This is a genomic window from Mesorhizobium sp. BR1-1-13, from assembly GCF_020165515.1.
Classification (GTDB): domain Bacteria; phylum Pseudomonadota; class Alphaproteobacteria; order Rhizobiales; family Rhizobiaceae; genus Mesorhizobium.
In genome coordinates this window covers 46,357-60,065 of sequence record NZ_JAIUIH010000016.1, presented here as the reverse complement: position 1 = coordinate 60,065, position 13,709 = coordinate 46,357, and the positions used below count along the sequence as shown (strand labels likewise).

Here is a 13,709-nt window from a genome sequence, read left to right as displayed (position 1 = left end):
TTCATTCCGCCGTATTCTCGCGCTCGCGCACTGCGTCGGCGAAAGCCAGGGCATCGCGATTGATCCCGACATTGTGCACACGAAAAATCGAAGCACCCTTCAGTCGCAGGATGACGCTGGTTGCCGCTGTGCCAACGTCCCGCCCTTCGTCGCTTTCGCCGACCAGGTGATGGGCAAGGCGCTTGCGCGAGGTGCCGACGAGCCATGGAAAACCAAGAGCGCGCAGTTCGCCGAAGCGAGCCATGAGTTCAAGGTTCTCCTCTCCGCTCTTGGCGAAAGCGAAGCCTGGGTCCAGCACGATGCGGTCGTCCGGGATGCCGGCGTTGCGCGCGATCTCCAGCGATCTGTTCAGGAACAGGAACTGATCGGCGATTACATCGGCCAATTTTTCACGGTCGCGCCCGGTGTGCATGATGACGAGGCCAGCGCCGGTTTCCGCCGCGACGTGCGCGATGTCGGGTTCGCGCTGCAGGCCATGTACGTCGTTGACGATATGGGCGCCCGCCGCGACGGCGAGACGCGCCGTCTCGGCCCGGTAGGTGTCAACCGAAACGATGCAGTCGCCGTCCGACGACAGCGCCTCGATGATCGGGAGGATACGCGATTGTTCCTCAAGCGCCGAAACGCTGCCGGCGCCGGGCCTGGTCGACTCACCCCCGACATCAATGATCGCCGCGCCCTCGCCGATCATACGCCGGGCCTGTTCGAGTGCCCGCTCCGGCCGATCGAATTCTCCCCCGTCGGAAAAACTGTCCGGCGTAACGTTCAAGATCCCCATCAGTAACGATCTCGCACCAAGATCGAGATGCCGTCCATGAGCAAGTTGCCAGCGCGTCATGCGGCGAGCGCGGCGAGCATCGACGCCATGCCTCCCTGGTGATCGCTCGGACATAGTCTGCCGGGTGCATTCTCGCGAGGGATGCTCACCTCGGTGCCACGCAATACCGCAGTTGGTGTCGTGGTCATCGTCATTGTGGAATTCGTGTCGTATTCGATCTTTCGGTCGCCCAGGCTATCATAACCCCACAGTGCGAGAAGCGAATATTCGGGCACCGCAGATGTGCGAAAAGGCCCCGAGGAGGAACCCGCGGGATGGCAATTTCGATTTTCGGCTGGTGGCGTCAGTTCGCCAGAGACCAACGGAGCCATCGCCCCTAGGCGTGTGCCTTCGCGGGTATGGACGGCTTCACTCATGCGCAATATGTATGAGCATGAGGCCTGCCGTGGCGCTCACATTGTCGTCGCGTCGCTAAGGCAGGTAATGTACGTTCAACGAGGCTGCGCAGGCGGGTAACGCCACCCGCATAAGTGTCGATATCGGGGGATCTGGTCAATGACCGACAACAAGCCAGACGTTACCAAGGATTGGCAGGCGACGCAGGGCCAGAAGTCCTCCGCCACGCGTCTTCGCCTTTTCGCCGCACTCTCGTGGATTGTCGCCATTGGCGGCGAGATCTACGGTATCATGCTGCTTCGCCAGAACAAATTCGACCAGGGACACCTGCCGCTGATCATCGGCCTTCTGGTCGGCATCGCGATTTTCGCAATCGCCGGCAACTTGCTGTGGAAGGCGGCCAACAGGCACGATCCGGCCCGCGCATCCGACACGGCCAGGTTCTTCTTCCAAAACCAGCTCGGCGCAATCATCACGCTGATTGCCTTCCTCCCGCTGGTTTTCCTGATCCTCACCGACAAAAACATGGATCCACGGACAAAGAAGGTTGCCGGCGGCGTCGGTGCTGCGCTGGCCGTGCTCGCGACGGTCATGGGGATCAGTTTCAAACCCCCGTCGGTCGAACAATACACCCAGGACATGAACGCATGCGCAGCCCAGATCAAGTCTGGGCAGCCCACCACTGCCTGTTCGCCCGACGTCGCTGCTCAGGCGCAGGCGATCGCGGCGGACACCGCCGCGGTGGCGGCGGCGACGAAGGACGCGAGCCACCCCGCAGGTCAGGATGTCGTTTACTGGATCGCGCCCGAAAACGGAGCCGCGAAGTCCACCGAGCCGCATGTTTTCCACCTCTGCGCAGGCGTGAGTCCGCTGAAGGACAAGACCGTGAATAGTGGCTCCGTGACGGAAGCCTACGCACAGAACGCCGTCCGCATCACGAAGCAGATCGATATGGAACAGAAGCAGTGCGGCTTCACAGCCACAACCAGCACCAACTGAACGTGGCTGCGTTGGATCGCGTCCAGCCGTTGGTCTTGTCGAGAGAATGGCGCGCAAGCGCAGGTTCAGTATCGATTCGCCGGAGCAACGCTATTGGCCATGGCTCAGAGCCCTAGCAGTTCGGCATCGCGTTGCTCGCCAACAGTGACGGCCCGATGTCCGCGTCGAGCGTAAAGCGCTCGCAACGCTCGCCGTCGGACTCATCGATGAAGCTCTCGACATGTTTGAATCCAAGCTTCGCAAATATCCGCACCGAGGCAAAATTGCGCGCCGCCGCTTCGGCCGTCACCCGTTCAAGCGCCAGGGTTTCGAAAGCGTAGCGGAGAACTTCGCGCGCCGCCTCGCTGCCCAGTCCGTGCCCCCAATGCGCACGTGCGAGCACAAATCCCAATGCAGCTGCCTTGGCGTCGATTGCGCCGAAGGACAGGGTTATTGTCCCGACCGCTTCCGAAACTCCTACTTCATCTATGGACCACTGGATCGCCGTACCGTCAGCGAACCGCTGACGCGAACGGGCGAACCATCGCTCGCCCGCGCTTATGTCGTCGGGAACAGGATCGCCGGCAAGAGAGGCGGATTCGACATCCGTCGCGCGCGCAAACCATGCCGGGATATCCCGTTTTCTCGGCGCCCGAAGCACGAGCCTTGGTGTCGTGAGCCTGGGAAATCGGACAGTTTCCATCGAAGCATTTTCCACCTGAGGCGGCGCCAATGATAGCCGGAAAGCGCCGATCATAAGCAGCCGGCAAGCTCCCCAAGAAAGCCGTCGGCAAGGCAGGCCGTCAACCCGCCAAGGGTCAGTCGCGCGATATGGACAGTCCCGCAAGAAGCGGAGCGTACGCGGCGAGCCTGCGGGATACGAATTCCGTGAAGAGCCGCACGCGCTTCGTCTTGCGTGTCTCCCCCTGCGTGAGAAGCCAGAGCGTTCCGTACATGTGCAGGTCGGTGCCCGGCACCCTCACCAGCAGGGGGTCGGCATCTCCGACGAAGCACGGCAGTGTCGTGATCCCGAGCCCTTGCCGTACAGCAACGATCTGCGCCTCGGCGTCCGTGGTCCTGAATGGAACCCCCGTGGTGCGAACCTCGCCCTCGCGGGCCCAGTCCGGAATTCCATGAACGCTTATGACGATCCACCGGATGGGATCAGCCGCGCCCGCATGCCAGGCGGCCAGTCGATCGCTAGACATATAGACACCGCCGAACAACTCCGGCCCCTTCAGGCCGTGAAGATTGAGCGGCAGGGTTTTGCGGTCATAGACGACGCGGATCGCCACGTCGGCCTCTCGGTTGGTCAGATTTGCCAGCTCCCCGGACGACAAGACGTCCATCTCGATGTCCGGATGCAGACGCGCGAACTCGGCGAAATCCGGCATGAGCAGGTGTGTCGCGAGGGTCGGAGCCAATGTCACCCGCAGAAGCCCGCGCACGCTCTGGTCGCGCCCGAAGACGCGTGTCTCCAACTGGTGCGACGACGCTTCCATCTGGTTCGCGAGCTCGAGCACCTCCTCGCCCGCAGCCGTGAGGCGGTAGCCCGAAGGCAGCTTTTCGAACATCTGCGCGCCGAGGCGTTCCTCGAGCTGTGCAACGCGTCGCAGCACGGTCGAGTGGTTCACACCGAGGCGCTCGCCGGCAGCCCGCACCGAGCCTCCGCGCGCCACCGCCAGAAAATAGCGAACATCATCCCAGTCGATCATGGCGCGATCCCGCACCGCGCGGTGCGCTTTCCAAAGCCCGTATCCAACGCAGTGGTACAGCAGTGTGGGCAGTTATCATAGCTTAGGTCGACGAGCGCGACCCAGTTCCGAACGACGGACACCGATTCGTCGCGGCTGGCGGCAGTCGTCCGACCGGATCGATTTTGCACCACCGATGTGCGCACTTTCGCACTCAAAGCCTGACCCTTGCAGACTTATTTCCAGGCTCTCGGGGTTCTTCCCGAACGATCAAAGGCAGAGCCCGGAAGGAAAAGTCATGGGAAAGCTAAACGGTAAGGTTGCAGTCATCACGGGCGGCGCTACCGGCATCGGCCGCGCCGCGGCGAAGCGCTTCATCGAGGAGGGCGCCTTCGTCTTCATCTTCGGCCGCCGGCAGGAAACGCTCGATGCGGCTCTGGCCGAGCTCGGGCCCAATGCCCGCGCGGTGACGGGCTCGGTCTCGGATGAGGCCGACCTCGACCGACTCTACGCGACGGTGAAGGCCGAGCGCGGAACCCTCGACATCGTCTTCGCCAATGCCGGGGCGGGAAGCCAGCTTGCGCTCGGCGAGATCACCGCCGAGCACATTGACGAAACCTTCGACACCAATGTGAAGGGTACGATCTTCACTGTCCAGAAGGCGCTGCCGCTGATGGGCCAGGGCGGTTCGATAATCCTGACCGGATCGAGCGCCGGCACCACGGGCGCCGCGGCAATGAGCGCCTACAGCGCTAGCAAGGCGGCAGTGCGCAACCTCGCGCGGACCTGGGCGGAGGACCTGAAGGGCACCGGCATCCGGGTCAACGTGCTATCGCCCGGGGCGACCGCGACCGAACTCGCGAAGGAAGCGCTGGGCGAGGAGGGCCAGAAGGTCTTCGCTGCGATGACGCCGCTCCAGCGAATGGCCGATCCGGCGGAGATCGGGGCCGTCGCCGCCTTTCTCGCGTCGTCGGACAGCAGCTTCATGACCGCCAGCGAGGTCGCCGTCGACGGCGGCCTTGCGCAACTCTGAGGCGCCACGCCCGGCCGGTCACTCCATTCAATTGACCAGCGCCGTTGGGGGCCGGGAATCGACATCAACACGGATCGGAGAAGCATTATGAGCCACGCAATTGTAGGATTCGGTAAAATAGGCCAGGCCCTCGCCCACGCCTTCGCCCGTAAGAACATCAAGGTGGCCGTCGCGAGCCGCCGGCCGCCCGAGGCATTGGCGCCGCAGGCTCGGGCGATTGGACCCACGGTCATCGCCAAGTCGCTGCGGGATGCGCTCGAGGCCGACACAATCATCTTGGCGGTCCCGTTCTGGGAGCATCGCGAGGTCGCGAAGGCCCTGCCGAACTGGGAAGGCAAGACGGTCATCGACGCGATGAACACTTTTGGAGTTCTCCCCGAAGAGCTGGACGATCTCCCGTCCTCGGCCTTCGTCGCGAAGGCGTTCACCGGCGCCAAGCTCGTCAAAGGGTTCAACCACCTGGCTGCGGCAACCCTGGCTGCCGATCCGATCATCGAGGGCGGCCACCGGGTCGTCTTTCTGTCTGGTGACGACGAGGACGCGACCGCCCCCGTGGCGGCCCTGGCCAAACAACTCGGGTTCGCCCCCGTCAAGCTGGGAAAGCTCGACGAGGGTGGCGCGCTGGTGCACGCACGCGGCCGCACTTGGGGCCACCTCATCTTCCAGGATTTGTTCAAGAAGGAGCAGTAATCGATTTACGACCGCGTGATCGACGCCGAGAACTGGTCGCGCGCTAACTTCTTCGAGCAGCGCGCGACCGAATATTTGAGGACCACAAGGTCGCGAAGCTGGGGTGGGCCTAGCAGGCTGCTGTTGAAGAAGTCTGCCGTATAGCCTTGAGGATGGCCTCGTCGCCGTTGTGGTAGGTGAATGTGATCTCGATCGAGCCGTCATCGAGCAGTTCGGCGTGGCCGACGCCTGTGCGTTCGTCCATCTCGTCACATCCGGCCCATGTATGCGGGCTGAGTGCGTTCTCACGGCCCCCAAAGCAATATCTCTTGTCAACCGAGATTTGACGGCCGCGTCTCGCTATTGACGCACAGCTGAAGCAGGCCTACTGGTACATATACCGGACCACTAGACCTCTTAGGATGTAAGGACGGATGGATCTACGTGCGATTCTGACCGACGACGGGAGTGCGCTTGGCGGCGTGCCGAAGCATTCGATGAAGGACTTCGTCGTCCAGAAGATCGCGACATTCATTGCGACCGGCATTCTTGACGTAGGCGACCCGCTGCCAAGCGAGCGTGAACTTGCGAGCGCCTTGTCGGTGAGCCGCGAAACGGTGCGCGGTGCGATCCTGATCCTTTCCACAAAGGGCATCCTTTCCGTCGCCCAGGGCACGCGGACAGTGGTGGCCTCGACGGAAGTCGGAGAACTCGCGGTTCAATCGGCCCGCTATCGCGACATTTCCAGATACAGTCTTGACGACGTGCATGAGGCGCGGTTGCTGATCGAAGATCAGGTGGCGCGGGCCGCGGCCGTCCGGGTTGAAGCCGCGACGCTCGAAACCCTGCAAAAGTCGATCGAAGCGCAGGAAGCGGCGATCGACGATCCCGTTCGCTTCCTCATTTGCGATCGCGAATTTCACACGGCCATCTATCGGGCGGGCGGCAATACCGCGCTGGCGGATATCGCCGCCGATCTCTATTCCTACCTTCTCGACCATCGGCGGCGAGCAGTCGCCCAGCCTTCGAGCATCGCAACGAGCATCGCCGATCACCGTGCCATTCTTGCGGGACTTGAGGCGCGCGATTCCGACGCGGCCGCAAGGGCCTTCGCCGTGCACGAAACACGCATCTACACCACGACCAAGCAGCTTCTAACGCAGTCCGCTCGAAAGGGATAAGGATAGGGGCGGATTGCCGGGCAACCATGCAGCACAACAGGAGGAGTTTCCATGCTGACAAGACGCCTTTTTGCCACCGCAGCCCTCGCGGGCGTTGTCGCGCTGACCGGCATTGCCGGGACGGCGACCGCCGCTCTCGCCGAATCCAAGGAGTTGGTCTATTTGACTCCAGGCCTCGACCTTGCCTTCTGGCGATACCTCTCCAAGGGCATCGAGAATGTCGCAACCAAGGGAGGCTACACCTATCAGGCGCTGGATTCGGGCAACAATGCCCAGACCCAGCTTAAAAATGCCAAGGACGCGATCGCCCGCGGCGTCGCCGGGATCATCATCTCTCCGACGGACAGCTCGACCGCGCCGGCCGTGCTCGATCTCGCCAAGCAGGCAAATATTCCCGTGGTCATCGCCGACATCGGCACGGACAGCGGCGACTATGTGTCCTTCATCATCTCTGACAATTATCAGGGCGCGAACGGCGTCGGCAAAGCGCTGGCCGAGGCAATGAAGGCCGCCGGCAAGCAGGACGGCAGCGTGGGCATTGTCGGCATCAGCCAGGCCCGCCTCAACGGCCAGGCCCGCACCAAGGGCTTCAAGGACGCGATGACAGAGGCTGGCATCACCAAGGAAGCCGGGCTGCAGCAGATGCAGACCTACACCGCGGACGAAACCTTCAAGTTCACGCAGGATATGACGACCGCGAATCCGGACATGAAGGGCCTCTTCGTCCAGACCGACGGCCCGACGCTGGGCGCCTTGCAGGCAATCAAGGCGGCCCGCCTCACCGGCGACGTGCTGGTTGCCGGTTTCGACGGCGTGCCGGAATTCGTGCCGTTGCTGCAGTCGGGCGAACTGGTCGTTTCGGGCATGCAGCAGCCATATCTGATGGGTCAGGAATCGGGACGCGCGATGGTTGACCATCTCGGCGGCAAGACTCCCGAAAAGAAAATTCTCGTGCCGATCAAGATCGTGACCAGCAAGAACATCGAGCAGGAGCTTCCAACCATCAAGGAAACGGTCTTCGCCAACGAGATGTAATCGGGGCCTGGCCGACTAGGCCGTCCGGGGGCACGCTCCCCCGGACGCTTTATTCGTACCACTTGGAGTGTGTCCTCGGATGGTAGACAGCAGCAAGATTCCCGAGCCGCTTCTCGTGGCTCGTGGCGTCACCCGCCTGTTCGGGAACGCCTACGCGCTCAGCAACGCGTCGATAGCGCTCTGCCGGTACGAGATCTGCGGATTGCTGGGCGCGAACGGCGCGGGAAAATCGACGCTGTCACGGATCGTTTGCGGACACCTGCCGCCTTCGTCGGGCGAGATACTCTTCAAGGGTGCTCCCTTGACCGTCGGATCCGCGCGCGACGCGCTGCGTTCCGGCATTGCCCTCGTGGCACAGGAAACCAGCCTTGCGCCCGACATGAGCGTGCTGGAGAATATCTTCCTGCCCAGCTACGCGATGCCGGGCCGTCTGTCTTTCAGCCAGTTGCGACACAAGGCACAGACCATCCTGTCGGAACTTGGCCACGACCACGTACTGCCACTCGACATCGAGGTGCGCCGGCTCTCGGCAGCGCAACGCCAACTCGTCGAAATAGCCAAGGCGTTGGCCCTCAACGCCGACCTTGTCATCTTCGACGAGCCGACGGCCTCCCTCTCGCCGATCGAGGTTGACCGGCTGTTCGAGATCATGGGGCGGCTGAAAAACAGCGGGAAGGCACTCGCCTTCGTGTCGCATCGGCTCGAGGAGGTCTTCGCAGTCACCGATCGCGTCACAATCCTGCGCGAGGGCAAGACCGTGGCCGAAAGCGTGCCCACGGCGGGGCTCACGCAGGCCGACGTCATCCGCCACATGGTGGGACGCGACATCGGAAATGTGTATCGAAAGACCGTCTCGCGAGTGACCACTAACGAGCAGCCGATGGCTCTGGAGGTAACTGGGCTCAAAGCCCCACCTTTCGTGCGTGACGTCTCGTTCACGGTGCGCAGGGGTGAAATTCTCGGCCTCGGCGGGCTTGTCGGAGCTGGACGCTCGGAGAGCGCCGAAGCGATATTCGGACTGCGCCACCGCAGCCGCGGGCGCGTCCTTGTCGGCGGCAAGGAGATTGCCCCCAACAGCCCTATCGCGGCAATCCGCGCCGGTCTCGGAATGGTCGCCGAGGACCGGCGGGCCCAGAACATCGTGCCCGACATGACGGTCGGCGAAAATCTCTTCCTCGCCCAGATGGGCAAGCACAGGGGTTTCGGGCGGGGCCATTCGGCGCGCCGCAAGCAGGCCAACGAGCTGATTTCGCGTCTCGACCTTCCGACCGACCGCATGGATGCAAACCTTCTGCACTTCTCTGGCGGCATGCAGCAGAAGATCATCATCGCGCGCTGGCTGCTGATCGAGCCCGAAGTGCTCATCCTCGACGAGCCCACGAAAGGCGTCGACATAGGGACACGCCAGGCAATCTACGAACTGCTGCGCGAAGTGGCCGAAAGGGGGATAGCCGTAGTCGTGATCTCCTCGGATTTCCAGGAACTACTGGGGATCTGCGAGCGGGTCGTCGTGGTGAGTGACGGCTATACCATCGCCGACCTGCCCGCCTCGCGACTGAGCGAAGAGAGCCTGACGCTGCTCGCCGCGCCCCGAAGCTCAGCCGAGCGCAACACGGCATTCCTGCGCGATCTTGTCGCCGGCCACGGCGGCACGGCATTCTGGGGATTGATCGACGACGACCGGTTCGTCTGCCTCGCCCTCGCCGAGGGTACGCCGGCTGCAACGATGGGACTCGCGGCCGGGCATGTCTATCTTGCGCAGGAGACGGCAATCCCCCTCGCGCTTGGAAGGCGTCAACCCGGTATCGTGACCGAGAATGACGGCCGCTCTACCTTGCTTGCACCACTGTCCAATCGCCGGGGGCACAATCTGGGATGGATCGGGCTCAGCCTGCCGGCCGGCTCCGGGCTGCCGGACGCCGGGGCCCTGTCGGCCCGGATCGCCGGCCTGTTCGATACACCTCAAGACGAAAAGATCGACACATGAACGCGCCCACACGATCCTTTGCGACGCCCAGATTCGCCAGCACGCTTGAGTTCCGGATGCTCTGCCTCGCCATGGTGCTTGCGGTGATCCTGTCGTTCATCTCGCCGCACTTCTTCACCGAGCGGAACATGTTCAACATACTCGACCAATCGGTGGTACTTGGCATAGTTGCCGTCGGCATGACCCTGGTGATCCTGACTGGCGGCATCGACCTTTCCGTCGGGTCGGTAGCGGGCGTGACCGGCATCATCCTCGCCCTGCTCCTGAAGGAATTCCCCATTCCGGTGGCGATCGCGCTCGCCATAGGTTGCGGCGCCCTGATCGGGCTTTTCTCCGGCGTTCTCATCGCAGTGTTCGGCCTGGCGCCCTTCGTGGTGACGCTCGGGGTCATGGCGATGGGGCGCAGTCTCGCCTACATCGTGTCGGGACAGCGCTCGATTTCGGGACTGCCCATGGGGCTCCAGAATATCGTCTACACGAACCTGCTGGGCATCCCCGCCAACGTCATCTTCCTCATCGCGCTCTACCTCGCCACCTGGGCGTGGCTGACATATTCCAAGGGCGGGCGAACCATCTACGCGGTCGGCTCGAACATCGAAGCCGCCCGGGCGGCCGGCCTCAACACCCTCTTCTACTCGATCTTTCCCTACGTGGCGTCCGGTGCCCTTTCGGCGACGGCGATGACCTTTTCGCTGGCGCAGATCATGTCGGCTGACCCGATCGGGGGGAACCAGCTTGAACTCGACGCCATCGCGGCCGTGGTCATCGGTGGCGCGAGCCTCTACGGCGGACGAGGCACGATATTCGGCACGCTGATGGGGGTTCTGATCATGGTGATGATCCGCAATGGCCTCAACCTGCTCGGCGTCTCGCCGTTCTGGCAGGGGACCGCCATCGGCGCCATCATCATCCTCGCCTTGCTGGCCGAGCGCCTCATCACCTGGAAATCGCGCCGCGTTTGAGACCAGGAGAATCCTATGACACAGTCCGATCCTTCCCGCGCCGTCCGCCTCTACGGCACCGAAGAACTACCGGCAGAGGAGCGGCTACTGAGCGCCGGGCCCCTCAGCGTGCTTTTCGACGGCGCGAACCTGCGCGACTTCCGCATGCATGGCGAAGAGGTGATCCGCGCAATCTCGTTCGTGGTCCGCGACAAGGACTGGGCGACGCTCATTCCGAAAATCACCGACCTGGTCGTCGAAAAGGACGACGATCGCTTTCGTGTGGCTTATCGCGCAAGCGTTGCCAGCAAAGGCGAGACCTTCGGCTATGACGTGGCCATCGCTGGTACCGCGGCCGGCGTTCTGACCTATTCGGCTCGCGGAACCACGCCGACCGGGCTTCTCACGAACCGGACCGGCTTTGTCGTCTTGCATCCCATAGAGGGCATAAGCGGCGCGGCCGCCACGATCACGCACACAAGCGGCGAGAGGGTCGAGACACGGTTTCCTGTGGAGATCGATCCGGTGCAGCCGATGATGGATCTGCGTGAAATCTCGCACCGTACTCCCGGCGGGCTGGGGGTCAGCTGCCTTATGGAGGGCGACGCGTTCGAGATGGAGGACCAGCGGAACTGGACCGACGCCTCCTACAAGACCTATGTTCGTCCGCTCGCTCTGCCCTGGCCGTACAGGATCGAGCCCGGCGAGGTCGTCGAACAGAAGATCACCCTGACCGTCAAGGGCTCTCCCAAGGGTCCGTCGCGTCAACCGGGAGGCCTCGCCGCCCTGACGCTCGGCGAGGCGGCGGACGCGATTCCACCTCTCGGCGTCGGATTGCAGCCCGAGGACGCTTCGGCCGTATTGCGGCATGTCGAGACGCTTGCCCAGCTCGGCATCGCCCATGTCATCTGCCATCACGATCCGCGGCGCGGCCACGATGCCGAAACGCTGGCGAGGCAGGTCGAGGTCGCCATCGCAATGGGCGCCCAACCCTGGCTCGAAGCAGTGGTCGAGCATGTCGACGATGCTGGCGCCGCGGCGGAAATCGACTCCCTGGGCAAGGTGGCCGCGAGGCTCGATCATCGCTTCACGACGGTTCTGGTGTCGCCCGCACCCGATCTTAAATGCACGCTGCCCGGCAGCATCTGGCCGCCAGCGCCGGATGCGGCGAAGCTCTATACGGCCGCGCGCGCGGCCTTCCCCGGATCTCGCATCGGCGGAGGCATGTTCAGCTTCTTCACCGAGCTCAACCGCAAACGTCCCCCGGCCGAGGCGATAGACCTCGTGACATTCACGACGGCGGCGATCTTCCACGCTGGTGACGACCGCTCCTTGATGGAGACGCTCGAATGCCTGCCGCATATTGCCAGGACCGTGCCGGCGATCGCCAAGGGCCGCCCATATTCCGTTGGGCCGTCCGCAATCGGGTTGCGCGACAATCCCTATGGTGAAGCGCCGGTCGCCAATCCCGCCAACATCCGGCAGGCGGTCAATTTCAATGATCCGCGCCAGCGGGGCGTCATGGGAGCGGCCTGGAACCTCGGCTACTTCGCCGCCTTCGCGGAAGGCGGCGCGGCGGCCATCGCGCTCGGCGCCGCGGTCGGCCCGTTCGGCGTCCTCTCCGTGCCGACGTCGTTTCCGCAGCCCTGGTTCGAAGGCAAGGGCGAGTTCTATCCTGTCTGGCACATCGTGCGAGGCCTGGCGAAGCTCAAAGGCTGCCCGCTCCGTCCGCTGCGATCGTCGGTCCCTGGCGCAGTGCGAGGGATCGCGGCAGTTACCGAAAAAGGCACCGAGCTGTGGTTATGCAACCCCTCGCCCAACGCGCTGGAGGTGCGCCTCCCCGAGGGCTTCGCGCGCGCTGCAATTCTTGACGCCTCATCTTTCGTCGCGGCATCGCGCCAACCGGATCTGCTCGATCGGCTGACGCATGACGGAACGCAAACGCTGTCGCTCGAAGCCTACGCAGTCGTGCGCGCGCTCAGGCAGGTCTGAAGCGGCATCACAAACCAGTCCAAGAGAACGGAGCATCCATGCATATACTCATCATTGGCGCTGGTGGAATGATCGGCCGCAAACTCGCGGCCGAGCTTTCGCGGACAGCATCGCTTGGAGATCGAAAGATCGACCGGATGACGCTGGCGGACGTGACGGAGCCGCCGGTGCCAACCGGTGACATAGGTTTTGTCGAAGCCATTGCCGCCGATATTTCCGCTCCCGGCGCAGCGCAGGATCTGACCGCGCGCCGTGCGGATGTGATCTTCCATCTCGCGGCCATCGTGTCCGGCGAAGCGGAACGCGATTTCGAGAAGGGCTACCGGATTAATATGGACGGCACGCGCGCTCTTTTCGAGGCGATCCGGCTGGAAGGAACCCGGCGGAAATATATCCCGAGGCTGGTGTTCACCTCCTCGGTTGCTGTCTATGGCGCGCCTCTGCCTGACCCTATTCCCGACGACTACATCCTTGCCCCGCTGACCAGCTACGGCACCCAGAAGGCGATATCCGAGCTGTTGCTGGCCGACTACTCGCGCCGCGGCTTCCTCGACGGCGTCGGGATACGCCTCCCGACGATCGTCATTCGGCCCGGCGCTCCCAACGCGGCAGCCTCGGGCTTCTTCTCCGGCATCCTGCGCGAGCCACTCGCCGGGCAGCGCTCCGTGCTGCCGGTGAAGGAGACCGTCAAGCATTGGCTGGCGAGCCCGCGCTCGGCGGTAGCCTTCCTCATCCATGCCGCGATGCTCGATACATCCGCGCTGGGCGCCCGGCGCACGCTGAACATGCCGGGTGTCGCGGCCACGGTCTCCGACCAGATTGCCGCGCTCCGCCACGTGGCAGGGGCCGAAGCCGAGTCGTTGATAGACCGCAAGCCGGACGAGGCGATCGAGGCCATTATTGCCGGGTGGCCGAAATCCTTCACGCCCAGGCTGGCCACCAGTCTGGGCTTTGTGGCCGAAAGCACGGTCGACGAACTGATCGCGGTTTACCTGGCGGACGACGCCCCGAAGACCATCCCTTAA

Annotated in this window: 14 protein-coding genes; 9 read left to right on the top strand and 5 right to left on the bottom strand. The window is 63.4% G+C overall.

What is annotated here, in order from left to right:
• Window position 1 precedes the first annotated feature (1 nt).
• Together folP and LB533_RS27150 are read right to left on the bottom strand one after the other, a co-directional pair.
• Complete coding sequence (gene folP / locus LB533_RS27155; RefSeq protein ID WP_411908886.1) at window positions 2–778, bottom strand: dihydropteroate synthase; 777 nt, start codon at window positions 776–778, stop codon at window positions 2–4.
• A gap of 56 nt (window positions 779–834) precedes the next feature.
• Window positions 835–1,194, bottom strand: coding sequence for a hypothetical protein (locus tag LB533_RS27150; RefSeq protein ID WP_224678662.1), 360 nt, complete (start codon window positions 1,192–1,194; stop codon window positions 835–837).
• 139 nt (window positions 1,195–1,333) lie between these two features.
• Between LB533_RS27150 and LB533_RS27145 the strand changes: the two genes are divergently transcribed.
• On the top strand, window positions 1,334–2,173 hold the full coding sequence (locus LB533_RS27145) for a hypothetical protein (protein WP_140642597.1): 840 nt from the start codon (window positions 1,334–1,336) through the stop codon (window positions 2,171–2,173).
• A 112-nt stretch (window positions 2,174–2,285) separates the two neighbouring features.
• On the opposite strand, the gene LB533_RS27140 is transcribed toward LB533_RS27145, so the two are convergent.
• Both LB533_RS27140 and LB533_RS27135 read right to left on the bottom strand, forming a co-directional pair.
• The gene (locus LB533_RS27140) at window positions 2,286–2,909 is read right to left on the bottom strand and encodes a GNAT family N-acetyltransferase (RefSeq protein ID WP_224557149.1); all 624 of its coding nucleotides are present in this window, start codon (window positions 2,907–2,909) and stop codon (window positions 2,286–2,288) included.
• 61 nt (window positions 2,910–2,970) lie between these two features.
• Window positions 2,971–3,867 carry a LysR family transcriptional regulator gene (locus tag LB533_RS27135; protein WP_140642595.1) on the bottom strand — a complete coding sequence of 299 codons (897 nt, stop codon included), beginning with the start codon at window positions 3,865–3,867 and terminating at the stop codon, window positions 2,971–2,973.
• Between the two features lie 277 nt (window positions 3,868–4,144).
• Between LB533_RS27135 and LB533_RS27130 the strand changes: the two genes are divergently transcribed.
• Together LB533_RS27130 and LB533_RS27125 are read left to right on the top strand one after the other, a co-directional pair.
• Window positions 4,145–4,879 carry an SDR family NAD(P)-dependent oxidoreductase gene (locus LB533_RS27130; RefSeq protein ID WP_140524721.1) on the top strand — a complete coding sequence of 245 codons (735 nt, stop codon included), beginning with the start codon at window positions 4,145–4,147 and terminating at the stop codon, window positions 4,877–4,879.
• 87 nt (window positions 4,880–4,966) lie between these two features.
• Entirely contained in the window at window positions 4,967–5,569 is a 603-nt protein-coding gene (locus LB533_RS27125; RefSeq protein ID WP_140642593.1) for an NADPH-dependent F420 reductase, read from the top strand.
• Between the two features lie 109 nt (window positions 5,570–5,678).
• Here LB533_RS27125 and LB533_RS29960 read toward each other — a convergent pair whose 3' ends face one another.
• Complete coding sequence (locus tag LB533_RS29960) at window positions 5,679–5,813, bottom strand: hypothetical protein (RefSeq protein WP_263487724.1); 135 nt, start codon at window positions 5,811–5,813, stop codon at window positions 5,679–5,681.
• A 169-nt stretch (window positions 5,814–5,982) separates the two neighbouring features.
• Between LB533_RS29960 and LB533_RS27120 the strand changes: the two genes are divergently transcribed.
• The 6 genes from LB533_RS27120 to denD all read left to right on the top strand — a co-directional run bounded on the left by LB533_RS27120 (window position 5,983) and on the right by denD (window position 13,709).
• A complete protein-coding gene (locus LB533_RS27120; RefSeq protein ID WP_140642591.1) occupies window positions 5,983–6,729 on the top strand; it encodes a FadR/GntR family transcriptional regulator in 747 nt (248 codons plus the stop codon).
• Between the two features lie 51 nt (window positions 6,730–6,780).
• Window positions 6,781–7,764 (top strand): substrate-binding domain-containing protein, encoded by a 984-nt coding sequence (locus tag LB533_RS27115; protein WP_140498327.1) that lies wholly within the window; start codon window positions 6,781–6,783, stop codon window positions 7,762–7,764.
• 79 nt (window positions 7,765–7,843) lie between these two features.
• Entirely contained in the window at window positions 7,844–9,751 is a 1,908-nt protein-coding gene (locus LB533_RS27110) for a sugar ABC transporter ATP-binding protein (protein ID WP_140642589.1), read from the top strand.
• Window positions 9,748–10,713: an ABC transporter permease gene (locus tag LB533_RS27105; protein ID WP_140642587.1), complete on the top strand. Its 966-nt coding sequence runs from the start codon at window positions 9,748–9,750 to the stop codon at window positions 10,711–10,713. The genes LB533_RS27110 and LB533_RS27105 overlap by 4 nt, the downstream gene beginning before the upstream one ends.
• 15 nt (window positions 10,714–10,728) lie before the next feature.
• Window positions 10,729–12,684: a hypothetical protein gene (locus LB533_RS27100; RefSeq protein WP_140642586.1), complete on the top strand. Its 1,956-nt coding sequence runs from the start codon at window positions 10,729–10,731 to the stop codon at window positions 12,682–12,684.
• Between the two features lie 38 nt (window positions 12,685–12,722).
• On the top strand, window positions 12,723–13,709 hold the full coding sequence (denD, locus tag LB533_RS27095; protein WP_140642584.1) for a D-erythronate dehydrogenase: 987 nt from the start codon (window positions 12,723–12,725) through the stop codon (window positions 13,707–13,709).

What these genes read in the sequence shown, in the direction of transcription:
- LB533_RS27135 (WP_140642595.1), bottom strand. Translation starts at nt 3,867, where the DNA reads ATGATCGACTGGGATGATGTTCGCTATTTTCTGGCGGTGGCGCGCGGA.
- LB533_RS27130 (WP_140524721.1), top strand. Translation starts at nt 4,145, where the DNA reads ATGGGAAAGCTAAACGGTAAGGTTGCAGTCATCACGGGCGGCGCTACC.
- LB533_RS27115 (WP_140498327.1), top strand. Translation starts at nt 6,781, where the DNA reads ATGCTGACAAGACGCCTTTTTGCCACCGCAGCCCTCGCGGGCGTTGTC.
- LB533_RS29960 (WP_263487724.1), bottom strand. Translation starts at nt 5,813, where the DNA reads ATGGACGAACGCACAGGCGTCGGCCACGCCGAACTGCTCGATGACGGC.
- LB533_RS27125 (WP_140642593.1), top strand. Translation starts at nt 4,967, where the DNA reads ATGAGCCACGCAATTGTAGGATTCGGTAAAATAGGCCAGGCCCTCGCC.
- LB533_RS27145 (WP_140642597.1), top strand. Translation starts at nt 1,334, where the DNA reads ATGACCGACAACAAGCCAGACGTTACCAAGGATTGGCAGGCGACGCAG.
- LB533_RS27140 (WP_224557149.1), bottom strand. Translation starts at nt 2,909, where the DNA reads ATGATCGGCGCTTTCCGGCTATCATTGGCGCCGCCTCAGGTGGAAAAT.
- LB533_RS27110 (WP_140642589.1), top strand. Translation starts at nt 7,844, where the DNA reads ATGGTAGACAGCAGCAAGATTCCCGAGCCGCTTCTCGTGGCTCGTGGC.
- LB533_RS27120 (WP_140642591.1), top strand. Translation starts at nt 5,983, where the DNA reads ATGGATCTACGTGCGATTCTGACCGACGACGGGAGTGCGCTTGGCGGC.
- folP (WP_411908886.1), bottom strand. Translation starts at nt 778, where the DNA reads ATGGGGATCTTGAACGTTACGCCGGACAGTTTTTCCGACGGGGGAGAA.
- LB533_RS27150 (WP_224678662.1), bottom strand. Translation starts at nt 1,194, where the DNA reads ATGAGTGAAGCCGTCCATACCCGCGAAGGCACACGCCTAGGGGCGATG.
- LB533_RS27105 (WP_140642587.1), top strand. Translation starts at nt 9,748, where the DNA reads ATGAACGCGCCCACACGATCCTTTGCGACGCCCAGATTCGCCAGCACG.
- LB533_RS27100 (WP_140642586.1), top strand. Translation starts at nt 10,729, where the DNA reads ATGACACAGTCCGATCCTTCCCGCGCCGTCCGCCTCTACGGCACCGAA.
- denD (WP_140642584.1), top strand. Translation starts at nt 12,723, where the DNA reads ATGCATATACTCATCATTGGCGCTGGTGGAATGATCGGCCGCAAACTC.